Here is a 20,443-nt window from a genome sequence, read left to right on the forward strand (position 1 = left end):
TGGAGGGGCGCGTGCTACGGAGTCACGTGCTGCGGGGCCGCCGCCGGGCCCGCAGCCGGGCACTCGCCCGTCCACCAGGCAGCGGTGGCCGGGGGCAGCACCCCGGGGGGACAGGGCCCGCTGGCGAGGAGCGGAGCGCCGGGTACCGGGGCGGGCACCGGCTCCGTGCCGAAGTTCACCGCGCAGATCAGGCCCTCGCCGCGGGCGACGGCCAGGACCTGCGCGGGCGCCTCCAGCCAGCGCAGGGAGCCCTCGCCGAGCTGCGGCAGGGTGCGCCGGAGCTGGAGGCCGTCGCGGTAGAGGTGCCAGAAGGAACGGGTGTCGGCCAGTGCGCGGTCGGTGGCGTGCTCGGCGAACCACGCGGGCTGGGGCAGCCACGGCTGGACGCCGGCGGTCTCCTGGCTGAAGCCGAACGGCGAGGCGTGTCCGGACCAGGGCAGGGGTACGCGGCAGCCGTCCCGCACGTGCTTGCGGCTCCCGGTGCGGCGGAAGATCGGATCGGTGAGGACCTCGTCGGGCAGGTCGAGGACCTCCGGGAGGCCGAGCTCCTCGCCCTGGTAGACGTAGGCCGCGCCGGGCAGGGCGAGCATGAGCAGGGCCGCGGCGCGGGCGCGGGCCGCTCCCAGCCCGCTGCCCTCGACGCCCGGTTCGCCCGCGTACCGGGTGACCGTGCGGACCTGGTCGTGGTTGTTGAGGACCCAGGTGACGGTGGAGCCGGTGCCGGCGATGTCGCGGATCGCCTCGGTGATCGTCGCACGGAAGGCGTCCGCGTCCCACGGCGCGCTGAGCAGGTCGAAGAAGAAGGCCTGGTGCAGCTCGTCGGGGCGGACGTACTCGGCGTGCTCGCGCGCGGTGGGCACGGACACCTCGCCGACCAGCAGCCGCTCCTGGCCGTCCCGGGCGGTGTACTCCTCGCAGACCGCGCGCCAGCGCCGCCACACGCCGTGGACCTCGGGCCGGTTCCAGGCGAGCTGGTTGACGGCGTCCCGCGCCCGCTCGTCCGCGGAGGGGTCGTCCGAGTCCGGCAGATCGGGGTGCTTGAACAGCCCGGCGGCCACGTCGATGCGGAAACCGTCGACGCCCCGGTCCAGCCAGAAGCGCAGCACCCGCTCGAATTCGTCGCCCACGACGGGATCGCGCCAGTTCAGGTCCGGTTGCTCGGGGGTGAAGAGGTGCAGGTACCAGTCGCCGGGGGTGCCGTCGGGCCCCGTGGTCCGGCTCCAGGCCGGTCCGCCGAACATGGCGTGCCAGTTGTTGGGCGGCTGCGCGCCGTCCGGGCCGCGGCCCGGGGCGAAGTGGAAGCGGGCGCGCGCTGCGCTGCCGGGCGCCGCGGCGAGCGCTTCCCGGAACCACGGGTGCTCGCTGGAGCAGTGGTTGGGGACGATGTCGAGCAGCAGCTTGAGCCCGAGCCGGTGGGCGTCGGACACCAGCCGGTCGAATTCGGCGAGGTCGCCGTAGACCGGGTCGACGCCGCAGTAGTCGGCGACGTCGTAGCCGTGGTCGTGCTGCGGCGAGGGGTAGAAGGGGCTGAGCCAGATGCCGTCGACTCCGAGCTTGCGCAGGTAGGGGAGGCCTGCGCGGACGCCGGCGAGGTCACCGACGCCGTCCCCGGTGCTGTCGAGGAAGCTGCGGACGTAGACCTGGTAGATCACCGCGTCCCGCCACCAGGGGGCGGAGGGGGCGGCGCTGCGGGAGGGGTGACCGGTACCGGCCGGAAGGGTGCTGAGCATCTCGCGTCGACCTGTCTGCTGAATGCGAGAGCGCCCTGGATCAGGTGCGCTGTTATGCATGCATGTTAAGTAGCAGCGACTGGAAGGTGTCAACGATGTGTCCAGAAACCGACAAAAGCTGGGGTGGTTTGTCCTTGAATGCACAGGTGCATGAGGAAGGGCTCCTACTTAACATGTAAGTAGGAGCCCTGGAGAGGGGCAGCCACGAGAACGCAGGGAGCCGGCTGGTCAGCCGGTACGGGAGATGGCCCCGAGCTCGCGCGCCAGCCGCGCGACCGCGTCGTCCGGCGTCTGCCGCAACGCCATCACGTCCTGCCCCACGGCCTGTACGGCGAGGCTCACCTGGTCGTAGCGCGGACTCTTGGGCCGCGGTACGGCCGAGAGCACGCTCTCGCGCAGCGTCGGCAGGTACGGGTACGCGCGCACCAGCTCCGGATCCTCGTACAGCGCGGCCCGCACCGGAGGCAGCGAACCCTCGGTGAGGACCCGCCGCTGCACCCGCTCACTGGTGAGGTAGGAGATCAGATCGGCCGCGGACGCCGGATGCCGCGCACGGCTGCTCACGGCGAGGTTGGAGCCGCCCAGCACGCTGGTGCCGGGCCCGTCGGCGCCGGGCAGCGGCACCGCACCGAACCGGCCGGCGACCTTCGACCCGGGCGCGCTCGCGTCCGCGTACACGTAGGGCCAGTTCCGCAGGAAGAGCAGCCGGCCGTCCTGGAACGCCTTGCGGGACTCCTCCTCCTTGTACCCGAGGGCGTCGCGCGGGATCCAGCCCTCGCGCACGCCGTCCGCGAGGAACCGCAGCCCGGCACGCGCCCCGTCGGAGTCCACCGTGACGCGGGCGCCGTCGTCGCGCAGGATCGAACCGCCCGCCGAGTGCACGGCCTCGGTGACGTTGACGGTGAGCCCCTCGTAGGGGAGGAACTGGCCCGCGTAGCCGTCCAGCCCGTACCGCGGGGCGATCGTGCGTGCCTGGCGGGCCAGTTCGGACCAGGTCCGCGGCGGTTGCTCGCCCGCGAGGTCCAGGAGGTCCTTGCGGTAGTAGAGCAGCCCCGCGTTCGTGACGTACGGGACCGCGTACAGCCGGCCGTCGAAGGTCGCGGTGTCCACGACCGGACGCAGGAAGGCGTCCAGGGGGAACCGGTCCCGCCGCAGCGGCGAGATCCATCCGGCGGCCGCGAACTCCGAGGTCCAGGCGACGTCGATGTTCAGCACGTCGAACCGGTCGCGGCCCGACCGCAGCTCGCTGATCATCTGGGCCCGGGTCTCGTCGGCCGAGTCGGGCAGCTCGACGAGGGTCACCCGCTCGTCGGGACGGCTCGCGTTCCAGTCGTCCAGCAAGGGGCCGAGGTAATCGGTCAGATCGCCCGCCGTCACGAGCGTCAGGGGCCCGCGGGCACCGGAGGCCGCGCCCTCGTCCGGGCGGACGCCGAGACCTGCGTACCCCGCCAGGACGACCGCCACCACCAGGAGAGCTCTACCCGCGGCACGCATCCACCGCATAGATTCCTCCCAGTGCACGATCCGGCTGCGCCGCCGACCCATCGTGGCCTATATATACCCGTTAGGCATGGGCGATACTAGACGTCCAGGCAGACGGACCGGACGCAGGTGACATCCGCCCGTACGCCAGTGAACGGTTGACTACGCAGCGGGAAGGAGGGGGCGAGTGCGGCTGGCGCTCCTTGCGCTCCTCACCCGTAGCCCTGCGCACGGTTACGAGCTCAAGCAGGACCTTGAGAAGCTGCTGGGCGCCGCGTACCCTCAGCCGAACGTCGGCCAGATCTACGTCACCCTCGGCCGGCTGGAGAAGAGCGGCCTGATCGAGGGCGAGGACGTCGAACAGTCGGGCCGGCCCAACAAGCGCACGTACAAGCTGACGGACGCGGGGCGCGAGGCCGTACTGGCCTGGTTCGAGGACACCGCCGAGGAACCCCGGGTACGGGACGAGTTCTTCATGAAACTGGCGCTCGCACCGCAGTCGGGTCTGGCCGATCCGATCGCCCTGATCAACAAGCAGCGGCGCCAGTACCTCAACACCATGCGGGACCTGTCGAAGCTGGCCGCCGCCGAGGACCGCGACAACAAGATCTCCCAACTGCTGATCGAGGGCGCCATGCTGCACCTGCAGGCCGACCTCGACTGGCTGGAACGCTGCCAGGAGGAGCTGGAATGAGCGACGAGGCCACCGCCGCTCCTGCCGTGCCCATCGTCCGGGCCGAGGGCCTGACCAAGACGCACCACGGCGAGGGCGCCCCGGTGCCCGCGGTCCGCGGCGTGGACCTCTCCGTCCGGCCGGGCGAGTTCGTCGCGATCACCGGACCTTCGGGCGCCGGCAAATCCACCCTGCTGCACCTCATCGGCGGCCTCCAGCGGCCCGACGGCGGCAAGCTGTGGCTCGACGGCGAGCGCGTCGACGCCTACCGCGAGGCCCGCTGGGCCGTCCTCAGACGCCGCAGCATCGGCGTCGTCTTCCAGTTCTTCAACCTCGTCTCCAACCTCACCGTCGCCGACAACGTCGAACTGCCCGCCCTGCTCGCCGGCGCCTCCCCGAAGGCCGCCCGCGACTCCCGCGCCGAACTGCTCGCCGAACTCGGCCTCGAAGGCCGCGAGCGCTCCATGCCCGGAGAGCTGTCCGGCGGCGAACAGCAGCGGGTCGCCCTCGCCCGCGCCCTGGTCAACCACCCCGCCCTGCTGCTCGCCGACGAACCGGCCGGAAGCCTCGACAGCAAGGGCACCCGTGAGGTGCTGAGGTTGCTCACACGCTTCCACCAACGCGGCCAGACGATCATCATGGTCACCCACGACGCCCGGATGGCCAGCGCCGCCGACCGCGTCATCAGCTTCTTCGACGGCCGCATAGCCGACGACGCCCAGCTCGGCGGCGGCCGCCCGGGTCCGGCCGGCGGCGTCTCCGGCGTACTCGAACTGAAGGACTGACCGTGCGGGCCACGCTGCGCTGGGCGCAGGCCGACTTCCGCGCACACCGCGGCGAAGCCCTCTTCGTCGTCCTCGCCAGCGCCGGCGTCATCGCTTCGCTCCTGTTGGCCGGCGCGCTCTTCGGCTATGCCGCCAACCCCTGGCAGCGCGTCTTCAACCAGTCCCAGGGCGCGCACATCTGGCTGCACACCCGGGCCGGAGCCGACACGGACGCGCACGCGCTGGCCGGCGTCGACGGCGTGGCGGCGCTGTCCGGGCCCTACCGCACGGCCGCGACCACGGTCGAGTCCCGTGGCGCCCGCGCCGCGGTGACGCTCCGCGCCGCCGACGTGGAGCCCCCGCAGACCGGACGCCCGCTCGTCGCCGACGGCAGCTGGCTCGCCCGCCCCGACGCCGCCGACACCGGCGGCGGCCGGGCCGTCGGCGCCGTCGTCCTGGAGACCTCCGTCGCCCGGGCCCTCTGGGCCGAGCCCGGCGACACCGTGCGCGTCACCGGGCCGGACGGCGCCCCGCACCTGCTGCGGGTGAGCGGGACGGCCGACGCGGCCGAGCCCCGCTACCAGCCGGGCGGCGCGGCCGGCATCGGCTGGGTGCTCCCCGCCACGCTCGACGGGATCGCCCGGGGCGACACCGGGCAGAGCGTCGGACTGCGCCTGGACGACCCCGACGACACCGACTTCATCGTCCAGCGTGCGGTCACCGTGCTCGGCGCCGACCGGGTCGCCGAGGTCACCAAGTGGCAGCAGGCCCGCGCCGACGCGGGCGGTGACGACCGGCTCCTCGGCACGGTCTTCGCCGTGTTCGGTCTCGGCGCCCTCCTCGCGGCCGCCCTCGCCGCCTCCGGCGCGGTCGGCGCCCGCGTCCGCGGCCAGCTGCGGGACATCGCCGTCCTCAAGGCGATCGGCTTCACCCCCGGCCAGGTCGCCCGCGGCTTCCTCGTCCAGCACCTGGCCTTCGCGCTCCTCGGCGTGGCCCTCGGCACCACGGCGATCGCGCTGCTCGGTGCCCGGATCCCCGGGCGGATCGGGGAGGCAGCCGCCGTCTGGCAGCACCTGCCCGGACACACCGCCCTGATGATCGGCATTCCCGGCGGCGCGGTGCTGCTGATCGCCGCCTCCACCGGACTGTCGGCCTGGCGGGCCGGACGGGTGCCGCCGGTACCCGTGGCCCGGGCGGCGCTGCCGTCCGCCGCACCGATGACCGCCCTCGGCAAGCGGGCGCTGGGCATCCGGGTGCCCCCCGCGCTCGTCCTGGGATGGCGGGCGGCGTTCCCCCGACGCGGGCGGACGCTCGTCCCCGTGGTCCGGCTCGCGCTGCCGCTCGTCCTCATCACCGTCGCCCTCGTGGCCTGGTCGACGCTGGACCAGTTCCGCAGCCGCCCGGCGCAGGTGGGCCTGGCCGCGGCCCTGACCGTACGGCCCGAGCAGCCCGCCGGACCGTCCGACGCGGAGCTGGCGCGGACGCTCTCGGCCGTCCCGGGCGTCGTCGCCGTCCATCCGGGCGCGGAGATGGCGGCGCTCGTCCCCGGGCAGACCGGCACGATCACCCTGCGCGGCCTCGGCACGGCCGGGCAGCCGTACCCCTCCGCCGTGGTGGAGGGACGTGCCCCGGCCGGCCCGGACGAGGCCGTGGCCGGCCAGGGTCTGCTGGACCTCCTCGGCGTGGACGTCGGCGACTGGGTACGGATGACCGTCGGCGGGCGGCCCCAGATCCTGCACCTCGTAGGCCGCACCATCGAGCCCGAGTCCGGCGGCCGGGTGATCACCACGACCCTCGACGCCCTGCGCGAGCGGGACCCGGAGCTGCGGCCCGCCTTCCACGCCCTGGAACTGCGCGCGGGGGCCGACCCCCGGTCCGTGAGGGGCGCGCTCGCCACGGCCGCCGGCACAACGCTGGACATCCGCGAGACACCGAACCCGGCCGACCGGCTGGAACCGGCGCGCGGGGTGATCGGCGCCCTGATCGCCGTGCTGGCGCTCATCGGGCTGATCGAACTGCTCACGCTCATCGGCACGGGCGTACGCGACCGGGGGCGGGACCTGCTCGCCCTGAAGGCCATCGGTCTGACGCCCCGGCAGATCGGGGGCATGATCGTGACCGCCGCCGGCCTGACCGCGCTCGCGTCCGCGCTGCTGGGGACGGCGGTGGGCGCCCTCGCCGGTGGCTGGCTGGTGGACGTCCAGGGCGCGTCGAGCGGGATCGGGGCCGGAATCGCCCGCCTGCCACCGGTCCCGGTGCTGCTGACGGTGGTCGTCGGCGCCGTCCTGGGTGCGGTCGCGGCGGCGGCGCTGCCGGCGACCCGGACGGCACGGCGGCGGCTGGCGGACTCCCTCAGCGAGACCCTCTGAACACCGGCATCCGGCGGGCCGGCACCGCGCCCGCCGGCTCGACCGCCGTTCATGCGGCGCGCGCCGGCCGGTCCCGGCCTCCCGGTGCCCGTCGACCGGCCGAGGGGGCGGCGGGTGTCCGGCCGGCGGCCCGCCCCATTCGGGCGACACCAACGTGGGGCGCGGCCCCGAAGCCGGGTAGGCGCCCTCCATGGACACCAAAACCCTCGACCCCGCGAAGGTCGCCCCCGCCCTGAACGCTGCCTCCGGATGGTGGCTGACGACCCTGGACCGCCTCGAACGGACCACCCTGGCCGACCCGGCGATCCGCGTGCTCCAGCGGGGCATCCGCTCGCTCCCCCTGGGAGACGTGAGGGACCTGCTCAGGGGCAGGCCACTCGGCCACCCCCTGCACCCCGTCCTGGTCCAGGTACCCATCGGGTGCTGGCTGTCCGCCGCCGTCCTCGACGTCGTACCCGGGGAGCGGCGCGGGGCCACGACCCTGACGGCCGTGGGCCTCGCCGGGGTGGCCCCGGCCGCGGTCGCCGGCTGGGCCGACTGGGCCGACCTGCCGCCCGAGCAGGCCCGCGTCGGTCTCGCCCACGCCGTCGCCAACGCCGCCGCCGTCAGCTGTTACGCGGTCTCGCTGGCGGCGCGGCTGGGCGGCCGGCCGGCCAAGGGCAGGCTGTGGTCGTGGGCGGGGCTGGCGGCCGTGGCCGTCACCGGCGCCCTGGGCGGCCACATCGCCTACCGGCAGGCCGTCGGCCCCCACCCCGCCACCTGAGGGCACCCGCGGGCGGTCCCTCCGTACCGGTCAGCGGCCCCAGCGCAGCGCCGGGGTCTGCACCGGCGCGTCCCACAGCCGCAGGATCTCGTCGTCGGCCCGGCACAGCGTCACCGAGCACCCGGCCATGTCCAGCGACGTGACGTAGTTCCCCACGAGGGTCCGCGCCACCGGTACGCCGCGCTCCGCGAGCACCCGCGCCACCTCCGCGTGGAACCCGTACAGCTCCAGCAGTGGCGTCGCGCCCATGCCGTTGACCAGGGCCAGCACCGGCCCGTCGGCCGGGGCCACGTTCGCCAGGTCGTCCAGTACCGCGCCGACCGAGAACTCCGCGATCTCCCGGGCCGACATCATGGGGCGGCGCTCACGGCCGGGCTCGCCGTGGATGCCGATGCCCAGTTCGAGCTCACCGTCGGGCAGGTCGAAGGTGGGGCTGCCCTTGGCGGGGGTGGTGCACGCGCTCAGCGCCACCCCGAAGCTGCGGGAGGCCCCGTTGACCCGCTCGGCCACCGCGGCGACCTGGTCCAGCGGGGCGCCCTCCTCGGCCGCCGCCCCCGCGATCTTCTCGACGAACAGGGTGGCTCCCGTGCCGCGCCGCCCGGCCGTGTACAGGCTGTCGGTGACGGCCACGTCGTCGTCGACCAGCACGCGCCGGACGCGGATGCCGTCCTCCTCGGCGAGTTCGGCGGCCATGTCGAAGTTCAGCACGTCCCCCGTGTAGTTCTTCACGATGAAGAGCACGCCCTGACCGGAGTCCACGGCCTTGGCGGCCCGCACGACCTGGTCGGGCACGGGAGAGGTGAAGACCTCACCGGGACACGCGGCCGACAGCATTCCGGGGCCGACGAAGCCGCCGTGCAGCGGCTCGTGGCCGGAACCGCCGCCGGAGACCAGCCCGACCCGCCCGCCCTCGCTCGCGCCCTTCCGCACGACGACCCGGGCCTCCGGGTCCACGTCGAGGTCGGGGTGGGCGGCCGCCAGCCCGCGCAGGGCGTCGGCGACCACGGTCTCGGGACTGTTGATCAGCATCTTCATGGCGCATCTCCCAGTGGGCTCACACATGACTGTCCGAGGGCAGGCCGACAGCGCACCGCTCACTTCGACGGTAAGGGAGCCCGCCCCCCGACGACAGGCGGACGGGGCGGGCCGGGCGAGCCGGTCATCCGAGGCGGCCGACGTGCAGGATGACGACGGCCCCCGGATCGCGGGCGAGGGTGTAGAGGACGCGGTAGCGACCGACGTGGATGCGGCACAGGCCCGAGCCGAAGCGGGCAGCGCCCTGCGGGCAGGGCTCGCCCGAGAGCAGTTCCACGGCGAACAGCAGCTGTCGCAGGCCGGCCGGATCGTCAGCGAGGTGCCGGGCCGCCGCGTACACGGCGGTCTCCTCCCACACGATGCCGTACGCCACCTGCGGCCCTCCCTCGACCGGGACGGAGTCCGGCCCGGCGGGTACGCGAGCCGGGCGGACCTCTCAGGACACCTGCCCCCGGCCCCGCCCGGTACGCCTGCGGCCCCGACCGGCGCCGCCGGCAGGACCGCGAGAGCGCCGCGCGCCCGGCCGCCCGTCCGGCCACGGCCGCCGGTTCGTCGTCACCGCGGCCACGCGACCGCAGTGGACGAGCCATCCCTTCCGTGATCCCGCCCGCGTGCCCCCGGTGGCCGTGGCGCGTGGCATGCTCGACCTGTGAAGGGCGATTCCGTGCCACCTACGGCCGACGGGGGCGCGAGCCCCGAGATGCTGGCCTTGGCGAAAGTCGTGGCCCGACTCCGGGCAGAGGTCGTGGACCTCGAGGCACAGGCCTCGATGACGGCCGTCCTGGAGCGCGCCAAGGGCATCCTGATGGCCCGGACGGGCTTGTCCTCGGACGCGGCCCACCAGGAACTGCTCGACGGCGCGGCGCGACACCGGCGCAGCGTGCTGGAGGAGTGCTGGATCGTCCAGGGCCAGGCCGCAGCCGGCCTGCCGGCGCCGCACGCCACCGGGCGGAGGGCCGGGGACACGACGCCCGTGGCGGAACACACCCCCTTCGACACGCGTCGCTACGTGCCGGCCCGTGTGGGTCCTCCGGCCGCCCACCGGGCGCTCCTCGCCGGGCTGGCCGAAGCCCTGACGGCCGCCGGCCCGTGCACCCCGCCCGAAGTCGCCGAGCTGCTGCTCGACGCGTTGGGCGGCTCCGAGGACGTGGCGGCGGTGATGGTCTACACCGTGGCCACGGCCGGCAGCCTGGAGCTGGCCGCGCACGCCGGGGTCGACGAAGCGACGGCCCGGCAGTGGAGCCACATCCCGCCCCTGAGCGGTGTGGCGGCGCTGGAGGCCCTGGAGGCCGGCGGGGCGGTGTGGATCGAGGACCTGGCGCGGGACGCGGACCACTACCAGCTGATCGGCGAGCCGCCCGAGCGCTGGCCCTCGCGCGCCTGGCTCCCCGTACCCGGGAGCCGGCCGGCGAGCGCGGTCGTCGGAGTCTTCCGTACCCGGTACGGACCCTTCGACGCCCGCACCCGTACCCTCCTCCGGCGGGCGGTCGGACTCTGTGCCGGCCCTCTCGGGGAAGACCCGGCGGGGCCCGACCGGTTCGACCGGCTCCAGCACGACGTCGACGGCATCCAGTCAGTCTTCGACGCCCTGCCCGGGCCGGCGGTCCTGCTGACCCCGCTGCGCTCGCCGACGGGTCAGGTGGACGACTTCCGGATCGACGCGGCGGCGCCCGAGGCGCTGGACGTGGCCGGTCGGCGCGGCGGTGAGCTCATCGGCCGGACGGTCCTGGAGACGTATCCGACGGTGGCGGGCAGCGACGTGTGGGAGGGGTACCTGGACACGCTGGCGACGGGGGCGGTCTACGAGAGCGAGCCCTTCACCTACGAGGAGGTGGCGGCCGGGGCCCCTCGGCAGTCCGTCTACTCGGTCCGGGCGTCGAGGCTGGGGGAACGTCTGGTCGTGACGTGGATCCGGCACGACACGAGCGAACGGGAGACCCGCCGGCTGGACGACATGCAGCGCCTGGGCAACCTCGGCTGGGCCGACTGGAACCTCATCACGGACACGATCACCTGGTCCGACCAGGTCTACGCGATCTTCGACCGCGCGCCCGCCCTGGGGCCCATGCGGCTGGAGGAACTGCCGGAACACCTGGTGGCGGAGGACCTGCCGGAACTGGGCGCGGCTGTCCAGCGGCTGCTCGGTGACGGCGGGGCCGTCGACCAGCCCTTCCGCATCACCACGGCACACGGCGTCCGGCACCTGCGGATCGTCGCCGAGGCGCAGCGGGACGCGGACGGCAACCCGGTGGAGGTGCACGGCTTCTTCCAGGACCTGACCGCGCAGCGGGGCGCCGAGATGGCCCTGAAGGAGAGCGAACGCGCGAACCTCGTCCAGCGCGGCATGCTGAAGGCGGAACGCACGCTGGCCGCGAGACTCCAGGACACCCTCCTGCCGATCGCCGAACAGTCCCTGGAGCTGGCAGGTCTGCGCGTCGACGTGGCCTACGTCCCGGCCGAGAGCGGGCTGAACGTCGGGGGCGACTGGTACTCCGCCATCGAACTCCCCGACGGGAGCGCACTGTTCGTCGTCGGGGACGTCGCCGGCCACGGTCTGTCGGCCGTGGGCACGATGGCCCAGCTGCGGTTCACCGCCAAGGGCATGAGCATCACCGGCTCACCCCTGCCGGAGGTCCTCGGCAGGCTCAACACCCTCCTGCTCCACACCGCCGGGGACGCCCACCGCGCCACCGCCACCATGGTGATGGGGCGCTACCAGCCCTGGGACCACCGGCTGACCTGGGTGCGGGCGGGGCACCTCCCCCCGCTGCTGCTCCGGGACGGCGCAGCGGTCTACCTCCCCCAGCCCGGGGGAAGCCTCCTGGGAGCGACGCACCGCCCCTTCTACGGGGAGCAGGTCACCGAGCTGCTGCCCGGGGACCATCTGCTCTTCTACACGGACGGCCTGGTGGAGGAGCCCCGCGAGGACCTGGGCGCCGGGCTCGACCGGCTCGCACACACGGCGCTGCGGCTCGTGCGGGAGGACCGCAACGGCTCCCTCGCCAAAACCCTGGCCGGCCGGCGTCCCGGCAACCGCGACGACATCTGCGTCCTGCAGGTCCACGTCCCCGAGGCGCCCTGATCCGGACCGGGCGAGGGCGAAGCCCCGGCGCCGCGTCAGGGGGTGGGGTGCCATTCGGCCAGAAGGATGGTGGCGTCGTCGCGCAAGCGGTGTTCCTGGTGGGCGAGGAGGGTCCCGACCAGCCGGCGCAGGGCCTCCGGGGCGTTGTGCCCCGACGCGAGGGAGCGGATCACGGTGTCGGTCAGCCGCTCCTCGCCGTAGAGGTCGCCGGCGGGGGAGCGGGCCTCGGTCACGCCGTCGCTGTGGAGCAGCACGCGGTCGCCGGGCTGGAGGCGTGCGTGGTGCCGGGTGGGGGGTTCCTGGCCGTGGAACCCGAGGCCCAGGGGGAGCTCGGCGTCGCGTTCCAGGGCTCGGGGCAGGACGTGGCCGTCGCGGATGAGGAGCGGCGGCGGATGGCCGCAGTTGATCCAGACGAAGTCGCCGTTGTGGGTGTCCAGTTCGGCGATGACCCCGGTCATGAGCCGGTCGGGGATCCACCGGGCCAAGGTGCGGTCGATGGTGGAGGCGATCTCGGGGAGGGGGGCTCCGGACCGGCGTGTGGAGCGGCAGGCGGCGACGGCTGCGGCGCTGGCCCCTCCCGAGGCCAGATCGTGGCCCATCGCGTCCAGCATGGTCAGGTGCAGTGTGCCGTCGATGAAGGTGTGGTCGAAGGCGTCGCCGCCGATGTCGTAGGCCGGTTCCAGCATCGCGGTCGACGTGGCGCGGGTCGTGCCGATGGTCCGCGGCGGCAGGAACGCCCAGAGCAGTTCCGCCTGCATGGTCATCGGGCTCGTCCGCTGGTGCCGGACGATGAGGTCGTTGTGCGAGGACTGGGACACCACCAGCAACGTCGCCAGGTTCGCCAGCGCACGGCCGGCCTCCATCCGGTCCGCCGCCGCGCCGGACGAGGAGGCCTGCATGACGCCGATCCGTTCGATGCCGTCGACCATGGGGAACCAGGCGGTGTCCCGGTCCCTGCTCTGCTGCACCCGCTGGGTGCGGTAGGCGAGGCCGGCCAGGGAGTTCTCGATGTCGATACCGGCCGGCGTTTCGCGGCCCCCCGGCTGGGGGAGGGGATTGAGCCGGCTCTGCTGGATGTCGGCGAGGAACAGCCGCGTCGATCCGATGCCGAGACGGCCGGCCGCCTCGTCGATCAGCCCGGCGACCTCCAGGGCCGAGGCGTCGTGGGACCGGTGCAGCACCCATGCCAGCACCTGCCCCAGCCCATCGCTCCCGCCGCCCCTCACCACGGGCGCCCGCCCCGGTCGCAGTCCATCGGATTCTTCTCCCTCAGAGCCGGAAACCCATGGAGCCATCTTGGACAAGAAGCGCCCTGTCGGCCGGACCGACACGGGCGGGTGCCGCCCCGGCAGGCGCCCGGCACGGCAGCCGCAGCCGCTCGGTGCGGCCCGTCCGGGTCAGAGCCGCTTCGGGTCCCGACGCTCCAGCGGGCTCAGGGCCGGGCCCTGGAGGACCTCGCCGTCGATGCCGAACCGGGATCCGTGGCAGGGGCATTCCCAGGTTCGCTCGGCGTTGTTGAACGCCACCAGGCACCCCAGATGCGTGCAGACGGCGGACACGGCGTGCAGTGCGCCGTCGTCGTCGCGGTGCACCGCGCAGGGCTTGCCGCCGGCGCGGACCACCGTGCCCCCGCCGGGCCGCAGGTCCTCGACCGGACCGTTCGTCCCCTCGCCGAGGGTGTCTAGGCGGTCCTTCACGAAGTGCTTGCCGACGTCCCACTGGGCCTTGAGGTAGGTGGGGGCCGATCGTGCGGGCGAGCCGACGCGGCCGGGGTCGTAGAGCCCGCCCCACGGGTCCTCCTCGCCCCGGACGAGTGAGGCGATGACCGTCCCGGCGAGCACCCCGCCCGTCATGCCCCACCCGGCGAATCCGGTGGCCACGTACACGTTGTCGCCCTTCGTCGGCAGACGGCCGACGAGGGGAAGCGTGTCCGTCGAGCTGTTGTCCTGCGCGGCCCAGCGGTACGCCGCGGAGAACCCGGGGAAGTGCTCCTCGGCCCAGGCCCGGAGGCGGGTGTACCCGGCCTCGGTGTCCTCGCCGGAACCCGGCGCGAACGCCTCGCCAGTGACGATGAGGAGCCGCCCGCCGTCCGCCGTGGGCGCCGTACGGACGGACCGCTTGCCGTTCTCCTGCGTGATGTACATGCCCCCCGGATCCTGGTCGGGGGGCACGGCACCCGCGATCACGAGGTCCCGGTGCTGCGTGAGCCGGGTGGAGAGCAGGGCGTCGTCGAACACGGGGTGGTGGGTGGCGACGACCACGTGCCTCGCGGTCACGATGTCGCCGGACTCGGTGGTGAGACGGCAGGGATCGCCGTCGTCGAGCCGTGTGACGCGGGTGCCCTCGTGCAGCCGGCCGCCGAGCGCCGCGATGTCCTCGACGAGTCCGCCGAGGTAGGCCAGGGGGTGGAACTGCGCCTGGTCCTCGACCCTGACCGCGCCGGCCACGGGGAAGGGCAGACCGGTCTCCGTGACGAACGACGCGTCCAGGCCGGCCGCACGCGCCGCGTCGGCCTCCGCGCGCAGGGCATCGACGCCCCCGGACTCGGAGCAGTAGGTGACGGCCGGGCGCCGTTCCAGCTGGCAGTCGATGCCGAGTTCGCCCGACACCTCCACGACGTGCCGCAGGGCCGCGCTCTGGGACGCGGCGTACCGCCGCGCGGTCTCGTCCCCGTGCTTGCTCCGCAGCGTGTCGTACACGGCGGTGTGCAGGGCGGTGAGCTTACCGGTCGTGTGGCCCGTGACCCCGCCCGCCAGAGCGCCCGCTTCCAGCACGAGCACGCCCAGTCCCGCCCGGGCGAGTTCCCAGGCCGTGCTGAGGCCGACGATGCCGCTGCCGATGACCGCCACGTCCGCTTCGGCGGGCCCTGACAGCGGCGCGAAGGACGGCAGGCCCGCCGTCCGCATCCAGTACGACTCTCCGGTGCACGCAAGTGGGTTCATATCCGGCGGCTGCCCAGGAAACCCACCCTGATACCACCTCGCTACCGGGGGCGCGGCGGATCCGATGCCGCTGCTGACCGTGTTCGACAAGCAGCTCACCCTGCGGATTTCACTCCTTGATCTCCCGGCGCCGGGGGAGGCGCATGATCTCCGGGAGGCCGTCGGCTCGCGAGGCGGGGCGCAGGCGGTTGCGGCGGCGCAACATGAACGCCGGAACGCCCCAGCAGAGGGCGCACCAGAGGGACAGGACGGAGCCCAGGACGAGGCCGGTGGTGGGGTCGGTGACCTGGCGCAGTACCACCAACAGGCCCAGCGACGTCATCGACAACAGCAGGACCAGCCCCGCCGCGACCAGCCGGGACGCCCACGCCACCGTCTCGGACTTCAACCGCAGCCCGGTGACCATCCGGTGGAGGGCGACGGGGCCCGTCAGCGCGGCCATCGCGGTCGCCCCGCACAGCAGACACAGGAGGTACAGGAGGCGTCCGGCGCCGTCCAGCCGGTCATAGGCGGGGGTGAAAGCGACGGCCAGCAGGAAGGTGAAGAGCAACTGCACGGCGGTGAGGACCACGCGTACCTCGTGCAGGAGCTCCAGCCAGAGACGGTCGGCCCGTTCGTCGCACGTCTCCACCCGCTGGCCGACGTTCGCGGCGCGGGCGATCACCGCGGGCCGCCCGGGAGCGGGTAACCGTGGGGAGACGGAACGTCGTTCCGGTACGACACGACCATGAGGGGTCACTTCCTGACATCCGGTCCCCCCGGTTCGTCCGACCTGACCGTCCTGCCCGTCACCTGCCTTCGTGATCCGCGCCACGGCCGTTCGGTCGGTGGCCGGCGTGCTCGGACAGCGCCGCGTAGCCGTACTGCAGCGCATCGGCCACGGTCAGCGCGGTCAGCGCCCCGGTCACGGTGCTCGTCGCCCCGGGCCACACGGCGCGGGCACCGGTGAGGGTGGTCACGAGCCACACGCTCAGACAGAACGGACAGCTGATCAGCTCGCCGGCGGTCCTGCGGCCTGGTTCCTCGCGCGGGGACTCGTTGAGTTCCGCCGGAGCTCCGGCGCAGTCCACCCGTGTGAACGGGGCACGCAGCGGGCGGGTCACGGTCGCCTTTCCGATCAGGCGGCTGAGGCGGAAGGCGGCCGTTGCCGTGAGCAGCAGCTCCCACGGACCGGGCGGACCCGGGCGAGGCCGCCCGGACCGCTGCCGCACCGCGGCCCAGCCGGCCGAGTACGCGGCGAACGCGGCCATCGCGGCCAGGTGGCCGCCATGGGGGCGCAGGCCTTCGAGTGAGCGCATCGTGTCACCTCGCTCCGCCCGGTCGGGCCCTCGTGCTCTCGGGGAGATCGGGCAGTACAGCGGCTGTTCCGTGGCGCTTACCCGCGTCCCGGCCGGACACACGTCACCCGCGGGGCGGGGCCGGCGTGTAGGGGTGCACCGGCCGGGCAGACGCCGTGTCACGAGCGGCGGCTGGATCTGCCGCCGCCACCGCGGTTCCGGGAGGGAACGATGGCCGTTCGACATCGACTGATCCATGCCGCGCCCGAAGAGGTCTGGGCCGTGCTCGCCGACGCCTCGCGCTACGCGGACTGGGTCGTGGGCACCAGTGACTCGCGCCCCGCCGGCGGGACGTGGCCCGCGCTCGGATCCTCCCTCGAGTACACCGTCCGGTTCGGACCGTGGACGGCCTCCGGTACGACCGTCGTACGGCGGGTGAGGGAGGCCGAGGAGCTGGAGTTGGAGGTGCACAGCGGCCCGCTCGGGACGGCGCGGGTCGCGATCGAAATCCGTTCATGGGGCAAGGAGTCCCTGGTCATCATCGATGAGCACCCCCTGCGCGGCCTCGGCGGAGCGCTGCACAACACCGTGCTCGACGCGCTCCTCCAGCTCCGGCACCGGGAAATGCTCAGGATGCTCGCGCGGGTGGTGGAGGAGTACACCGCCACGGGTGCCCGCGTCCGGGCCTGATCGGCCACCGGCGCGCACCGGTCCGCCCGATGTGCGGCACCGTCACCGGGACTCGGCGGCTGCGCCGCCCGGTCCCAGCAGACCGGTGGGGGCGGGGTCCCGGCCGTCCGCGAGGACCTGGCGGGACCGGTACGCGACGACCGTCGGCAGGAGGGCGCGTACCGCCTGTACCCCGCGCAGCCAGGGCGGGGCGTACACGTGGGCCGACCGGCGTTCCATGCCGTGGACCATGGCCCGTACGCAGGTGTCCGGGTCGTGGACGGCCGAGGCGGGCCAGGGCAGATGGGCGCGCAGTGTCCGGAAGGCCTCCGTCTCGTCGGCCCCCCGGATCAAGCTCGTGTCGGCCCAGCTCAGGTAGGCGACGCCGACGTCCACCCCGCGATGGGCGACCTCGGCGCGCAGTGCGTGAGCGAACGCTTCCGCCCCGCTCTTCGAGGCGCAGTACGCACTGAGCAGCGGGGCGGGCGCGAGGGCCGCCAGGGAGGCCACCTGCAAGTAGTAGCCGTGCGTGCGCAGCAGGTCGGGGAGGAAGCAGCGCGCTGTCAGGGCGCTGCCCACGACGTTGACCTCGACCACCCGCCGCCAGGCGGCGAGGTCGCAGTCCAGCAGGGTCCCGCCCATTGCGACCCCGGCGTTGGCGACGACCACCGACGGCGGGCCCAGGGTCGCCCGCACCGCGTCGGCGGCTTCACCGAGGGCGCCCGCGTCGGTCACGTCGACCGGCCAGCAGCCCGCCGGGCCGGGCAACTCGGCTGCCACACGGCCCAGTCGGTCCGCTTCCAGGCCGATCAGGGCGACGCGGACGCCACGCTGCGACAGGCTCCGGGCGAGCCCCGCGCCCAGTCCCCTCGCGGCCCCGGTGACCACGGCCACCCGGCCCTCCAACGGGCTCGAGTGCCCGCTGCCACGCGTGCCGCGGATCCTCATGGCTCGCCCTTGCCCGCGCGTGGACCCGGTACACCACGGGAGTGTCGTCAAAGGAGCGTCGACCCGCCCGAAGGCCGGGGGCACCCCCCGGCGGTAGCCGCGGAGGGACTTCGACGACAGGACCTGGGGGCAGCCGTTTGCGGACCACCGCCCCGGGCAGCCGCCTGGCGACACCACGGCCAGGAGAGGGACATGCCCACGCACATCCGAGGGACCTCCCGGCGGCCGATCGCCCTCGGCGTCCCGCTGAGCCGGCGGCCCCGGAGACGACCGAGGGCGAACGCCGGAGGCAGCGCATGACGTGGGCGTTCAAGACCGTCGGATTCCGGGGGACACCCCTGGGGGATCTGCCGCTCCTGGTGTTCGTGAACGATGGGCAACCCGACGACGGGGCGGTCCGTGAGCGGCTCTCGGACGCGGGCCTCAGCCCCTTCCCCGCCGACGCCGCAGACCTGCTGCGGCCGGCGCCGTCATGGAGGGCGGTCACGAAGGACGGCGCCGTGGCCGTCACCTGGGACGGAACCGAGCTCTACCGGCCTCGTCCGGGCATCGTCCCGGAAGAGTGGACGCGGATGGTCGTCGCGACGAGACGCGTCGTCCTGGTGTGGCTCCCCGGAGCGCCCCCGCCCGATGACGAACAGGTTCTTGCGCTGCTGCGCCAAGGAGCCGGTCTGTGGGGCAACGCGATCCTGACCGTCCCCTGACCGTGGGACTTCGCGTCCCGACGGCCCTGACGTTCGAAGAAGCCGTTCCCTGGCGGCAGGACACCGGTAACGCACGGATAACGGACCGCGGATCGCGGACCGCTCGTCGGTCGACGGACAGCGGCATGAAGCGGCTCGGTGGGGGCAGACGCCGGTCAGTAGGGTCGGTGCGCCTCATGGCGTGGTGGTCCGAGGCCTGAGGATGGTGGTAGGGATGAGCGAGCGAGCGTCCGCGCCGTCCGTCTTGCGGCCCGAGGACCTCTTGGACGTCGCCTACGATGCCGGCCGTGACTACCCGAGCTGGCGGGGACGGTTGGCCGACACCGACGGGGAGAGCCGCTGGATCCGGCTGTTCCTGGCTGACGATGTCGGTGTCTGGGCCCTCAGCTGGAGCCATATGCCGCCGGGTACCGCATATCTCGACCACGAAGGGGTGCGGGGGGCCGTGTTCGTGGCTCGGGGAGCCCTCTCGCACGAGCGGGCGCGCCTCGGCTGTGCCCCGCACCCCGAAGAGGTGGGCGCAGGCCGGGGGTTCTGCTTCGACGAGACCTTCTACCACCGTATGCACGCGGTACGCGATGCCGGCCCCACGGTCACCGTGCACGTTTTCGCGTCGGCCGACCCGGGCGGCGGTAGCCCGGTGCAGACCGACCCCGTCCTCGGCTTCGGCCTTCCGTGAACCGCGCAAGGATCCCCGTCGTGCGTGCTTCAGGCGGTCCGCCCCGCGTCGTGTTCGCCAACTTCCTGTCCGACCTGGCGGTCGACCTGTCCGAGGGCCGCGTCCTGCAGACGTGGGCACAGCAGGCACCCCGCAAGGCCTGGTTGCTGCGGACCGGCGACGTCCTGGTCGCTCCCGGACGCCTCAGCCCGGAGTTCCGCCGCTACGTGGGGGAGCTGACCGGGACGGCGCCGGAGGCCGCGGCCGTCATCGAGGTACCACCGGCCGGGGCTGTTCCGCTCGCCGACGCCGTCCGTGCGGCGGGCCTGGTGGACCGGGTCCGGCTGCACGCCCGGGAACCGGGCACGGAGTTGCTCCCCACGGCGCCCGACGCATCCGCCATCGCGTTCGCCCGGGAACTCGGCATCACCGTGCACCCGTATGCCACGGCGGAGGACGCCACGGCCGCTCTGGCGACGACGATGCTCCTCAACACGAAGGCAGGTTTTCGCCGGGTGGCCGAGCAACTGGACATGCGCCTGCCGGAAGGGGCGGTCTGTGGCCGCGGCGAGGTGGAGTCGGCAGTCCACAGCCTGCTCGGACGGCACGAACAGGTGGTGGTCAAGCCCGACCGATCGGCCGGAGGTTACGGAATGCGTTTCCTCTCGGCCAGGGACGTGCGCGGAACCGCCGTGCGCCTCGACCCGGTCGGCGGGCCCCACGGCCTGTGGGTGGTCGAGGAGTTCGTGCCCGTCGCCGCGTCGGTCAGCATCCAGATGGAGAACACCGCGGGCGGACCACGGGTCCTGTTCAGCGGGGCCATGCGCACGGTGCGGGGTTCCTTCTCCGGCTATGTCTCCCCCCTCCCGCCCGCGTACGCGCACGCGGCGCACGAGCTGGAACGCTGGGGAACCGCGCTGGGCCACCATCTGGCGGGCCGGGGCCACCTCGGACCGTTCGGTCTCGACGCGCTCGTCGGCACGGACGGTGTGGTGCACGCGAGTGAGAGCAACGTGCGCCGGACGGCAACGACCACACCCCGTGCGATGGTGATGCGGCTGGCGGCGCACTCCTCCGTCCCCCGTCCCGCCTGGATGATCGACAAACGCACGACCCGCCACGCCTTCACGTTCGCGCAGGCCGTGGGCCGCCTGCAGGTGCACGGCCTCGCCTTCGACCCGCAGACCGGAGAAGGCGTCGTACTGCATGCGGACGAGCCCGACGATGGCCGTACGTGGCGCTACACCGTCATCGCCAGGGACTTGGAGGCGGTACGGGACCGGGAGAACGCCCTGGCAGAGGCACTTGAGTTCGTGCGGGCCTGACCCTCCCCACGTTCCCGAAGGC

At 73.7% G+C, this 20,443-nt stretch carries 18 protein-coding genes; 9 read left to right on the forward strand and 9 right to left on the reverse strand.

The window, feature by feature from the left end; genetic code table 11:
- Window positions 1-14: 14 nt before the first annotated feature.
- Window positions 15-1,730: a glycoside hydrolase family 13 protein gene (locus AC2RP6_RS35810; protein ID WP_486449978.1), complete on the reverse strand. Its 1,716-nt coding sequence runs from the start codon at window positions 1,728-1,730 to the stop codon at window positions 15-17.
- Window positions 1,731-1,958: 228 nt separating this feature from the next.
- Window positions 1,959-3,233 carry an ABC transporter substrate-binding protein gene (locus AC2RP6_RS35815; protein ID WP_486449979.1) on the reverse strand — a complete coding sequence of 425 codons (1,275 nt, stop codon included), beginning with the start codon at window positions 3,231-3,233 and terminating at the stop codon, window positions 1,959-1,961.
- Between the two features lie 166 nt (window positions 3,234-3,399).
- On the opposite strand from AC2RP6_RS35815, the gene AC2RP6_RS35820 reads away from it, so the two are divergent.
- From AC2RP6_RS35820 to AC2RP6_RS35835, 4 genes are all read left to right on the forward strand, one after another.
- The gene (locus tag AC2RP6_RS35820) at window positions 3,400-3,906 is read left to right on the forward strand and encodes a PadR family transcriptional regulator (protein ID WP_030660918.1); all 507 of its coding nucleotides are present in this window, start codon (window positions 3,400-3,402) and stop codon (window positions 3,904-3,906) included.
- Window positions 3,903-4,670, forward strand: a complete 768-nt coding sequence (locus tag AC2RP6_RS35825) for an ABC transporter ATP-binding protein (protein WP_486449980.1) — start codon at window positions 3,903-3,905, stop codon at window positions 4,668-4,670. The genes AC2RP6_RS35820 and AC2RP6_RS35825 overlap by 4 nt, the downstream gene beginning before the upstream one ends.
- 2 nt (window positions 4,671-4,672) lie before the next feature.
- Complete coding sequence (locus AC2RP6_RS35830; protein WP_486449981.1) at window positions 4,673-7,018, forward strand: ABC transporter permease; 2,346 nt, start codon at window positions 4,673-4,675, stop codon at window positions 7,016-7,018.
- A gap of 190 nt (window positions 7,019-7,208) precedes the next feature.
- The gene (locus AC2RP6_RS35835) at window positions 7,209-7,781 is read left to right on the forward strand and encodes a DUF2231 domain-containing protein (RefSeq protein ID WP_486449982.1); all 573 of its coding nucleotides are present in this window, start codon (window positions 7,209-7,211) and stop codon (window positions 7,779-7,781) included.
- 30 nt (window positions 7,782-7,811) lie between these two features.
- Here AC2RP6_RS35835 and dhaK read toward each other — a convergent pair whose 3' ends face one another.
- Both dhaK and AC2RP6_RS35845 read right to left on the reverse strand, forming a co-directional pair.
- Window positions 7,812-8,816: a dihydroxyacetone kinase subunit DhaK gene (dhaK, locus tag AC2RP6_RS35840; RefSeq protein WP_486449983.1), complete on the reverse strand. Its 1,005-nt coding sequence runs from the start codon at window positions 8,814-8,816 to the stop codon at window positions 7,812-7,814.
- A 124-nt stretch (window positions 8,817-8,940) separates the two neighbouring features.
- Window positions 8,941-9,189 (reverse strand): type II toxin-antitoxin system RelE family toxin, encoded by a 249-nt coding sequence (locus tag AC2RP6_RS35845; RefSeq protein WP_486449984.1) that lies wholly within the window; start codon window positions 9,187-9,189, stop codon window positions 8,941-8,943.
- A gap of 372 nt (window positions 9,190-9,561) precedes the next feature.
- On the opposite strand from AC2RP6_RS35845, the gene AC2RP6_RS35850 reads away from it, so the two are divergent.
- Window positions 9,562-11,898 carry a SpoIIE family protein phosphatase gene (locus AC2RP6_RS35850; RefSeq protein WP_486449985.1) on the forward strand — a complete coding sequence of 779 codons (2,337 nt, stop codon included), beginning with the start codon at window positions 9,562-9,564 and terminating at the stop codon, window positions 11,896-11,898.
- Window positions 11,899-11,933: 35 nt separating this feature from the next.
- On the opposite strand, the gene AC2RP6_RS35855 is transcribed toward AC2RP6_RS35850, so the two are convergent.
- The 4 genes from AC2RP6_RS35855 to AC2RP6_RS35870 form a co-directional block, all read right to left on the reverse strand.
- Window positions 11,934-13,091: a PP2C family protein-serine/threonine phosphatase gene (locus AC2RP6_RS35855; RefSeq protein WP_486449986.1), complete on the reverse strand. Its 1,158-nt coding sequence runs from the start codon at window positions 13,089-13,091 to the stop codon at window positions 11,934-11,936.
- A gap of 204 nt (window positions 13,092-13,295) precedes the next feature.
- On the reverse strand, window positions 13,296-14,840 hold the full coding sequence (locus tag AC2RP6_RS35860) for an FAD-dependent oxidoreductase (protein ID WP_486449987.1): 1,545 nt from the start codon (window positions 14,838-14,840) through the stop codon (window positions 13,296-13,298).
- 109 nt (window positions 14,841-14,949) lie between these two features.
- Window positions 14,950-15,504 carry a DUF6328 family protein gene (locus tag AC2RP6_RS35865; RefSeq protein ID WP_486449988.1) on the reverse strand — a complete coding sequence of 185 codons (555 nt, stop codon included), beginning with the start codon at window positions 15,502-15,504 and terminating at the stop codon, window positions 14,950-14,952.
- Window positions 15,505-15,628: 124 nt separating this feature from the next.
- Complete coding sequence (locus AC2RP6_RS35870) at window positions 15,629-16,138, reverse strand: DUF1360 domain-containing protein (RefSeq protein ID WP_486449989.1); 510 nt, start codon at window positions 16,136-16,138, stop codon at window positions 15,629-15,631.
- Between the two features lie 210 nt (window positions 16,139-16,348).
- Here AC2RP6_RS35870 and AC2RP6_RS35875 point away from each other — a divergent pair, with 210 nt between their 5' ends.
- The gene (locus AC2RP6_RS35875; protein WP_486449990.1) at window positions 16,349-16,807 is read left to right on the forward strand and encodes an SRPBCC family protein; all 459 of its coding nucleotides are present in this window, start codon (window positions 16,349-16,351) and stop codon (window positions 16,805-16,807) included.
- 42 nt (window positions 16,808-16,849) lie between these two features.
- Here the strand turns inward: AC2RP6_RS35875 and AC2RP6_RS35880 are convergent, their stop codons facing one another.
- Complete coding sequence (locus tag AC2RP6_RS35880) at window positions 16,850-17,734, reverse strand: SDR family oxidoreductase (protein WP_486449991.1); 885 nt, start codon at window positions 17,732-17,734, stop codon at window positions 16,850-16,852.
- A 296-nt stretch (window positions 17,735-18,030) separates the two neighbouring features.
- Here AC2RP6_RS35880 and AC2RP6_RS35885 point away from each other — a divergent pair, with 296 nt between their 5' ends.
- From AC2RP6_RS35885 to AC2RP6_RS35895, 3 genes are all read left to right on the forward strand, one after another.
- Window positions 18,031-18,438: a hypothetical protein gene (locus AC2RP6_RS35885; protein WP_486449992.1), complete on the forward strand. Its 408-nt coding sequence runs from the start codon at window positions 18,031-18,033 to the stop codon at window positions 18,436-18,438.
- 214 nt (window positions 18,439-18,652) lie between these two features.
- Complete coding sequence (locus AC2RP6_RS35890) at window positions 18,653-19,117, forward strand: cupin domain-containing protein (protein ID WP_486449993.1); 465 nt, start codon at window positions 18,653-18,655, stop codon at window positions 19,115-19,117.
- Between the two features lie 20 nt (window positions 19,118-19,137).
- Window positions 19,138-20,421 carry a preATP grasp domain-containing protein gene (locus tag AC2RP6_RS35895; RefSeq protein ID WP_486449994.1) on the forward strand — a complete coding sequence of 428 codons (1,284 nt, stop codon included), beginning with the start codon at window positions 19,138-19,140 and terminating at the stop codon, window positions 20,419-20,421.
- Window positions 20,422-20,443 lie beyond the last annotated feature (22 nt).

The organism is Streptomyces sp. WAC03905 (assembly GCF_057371075.1).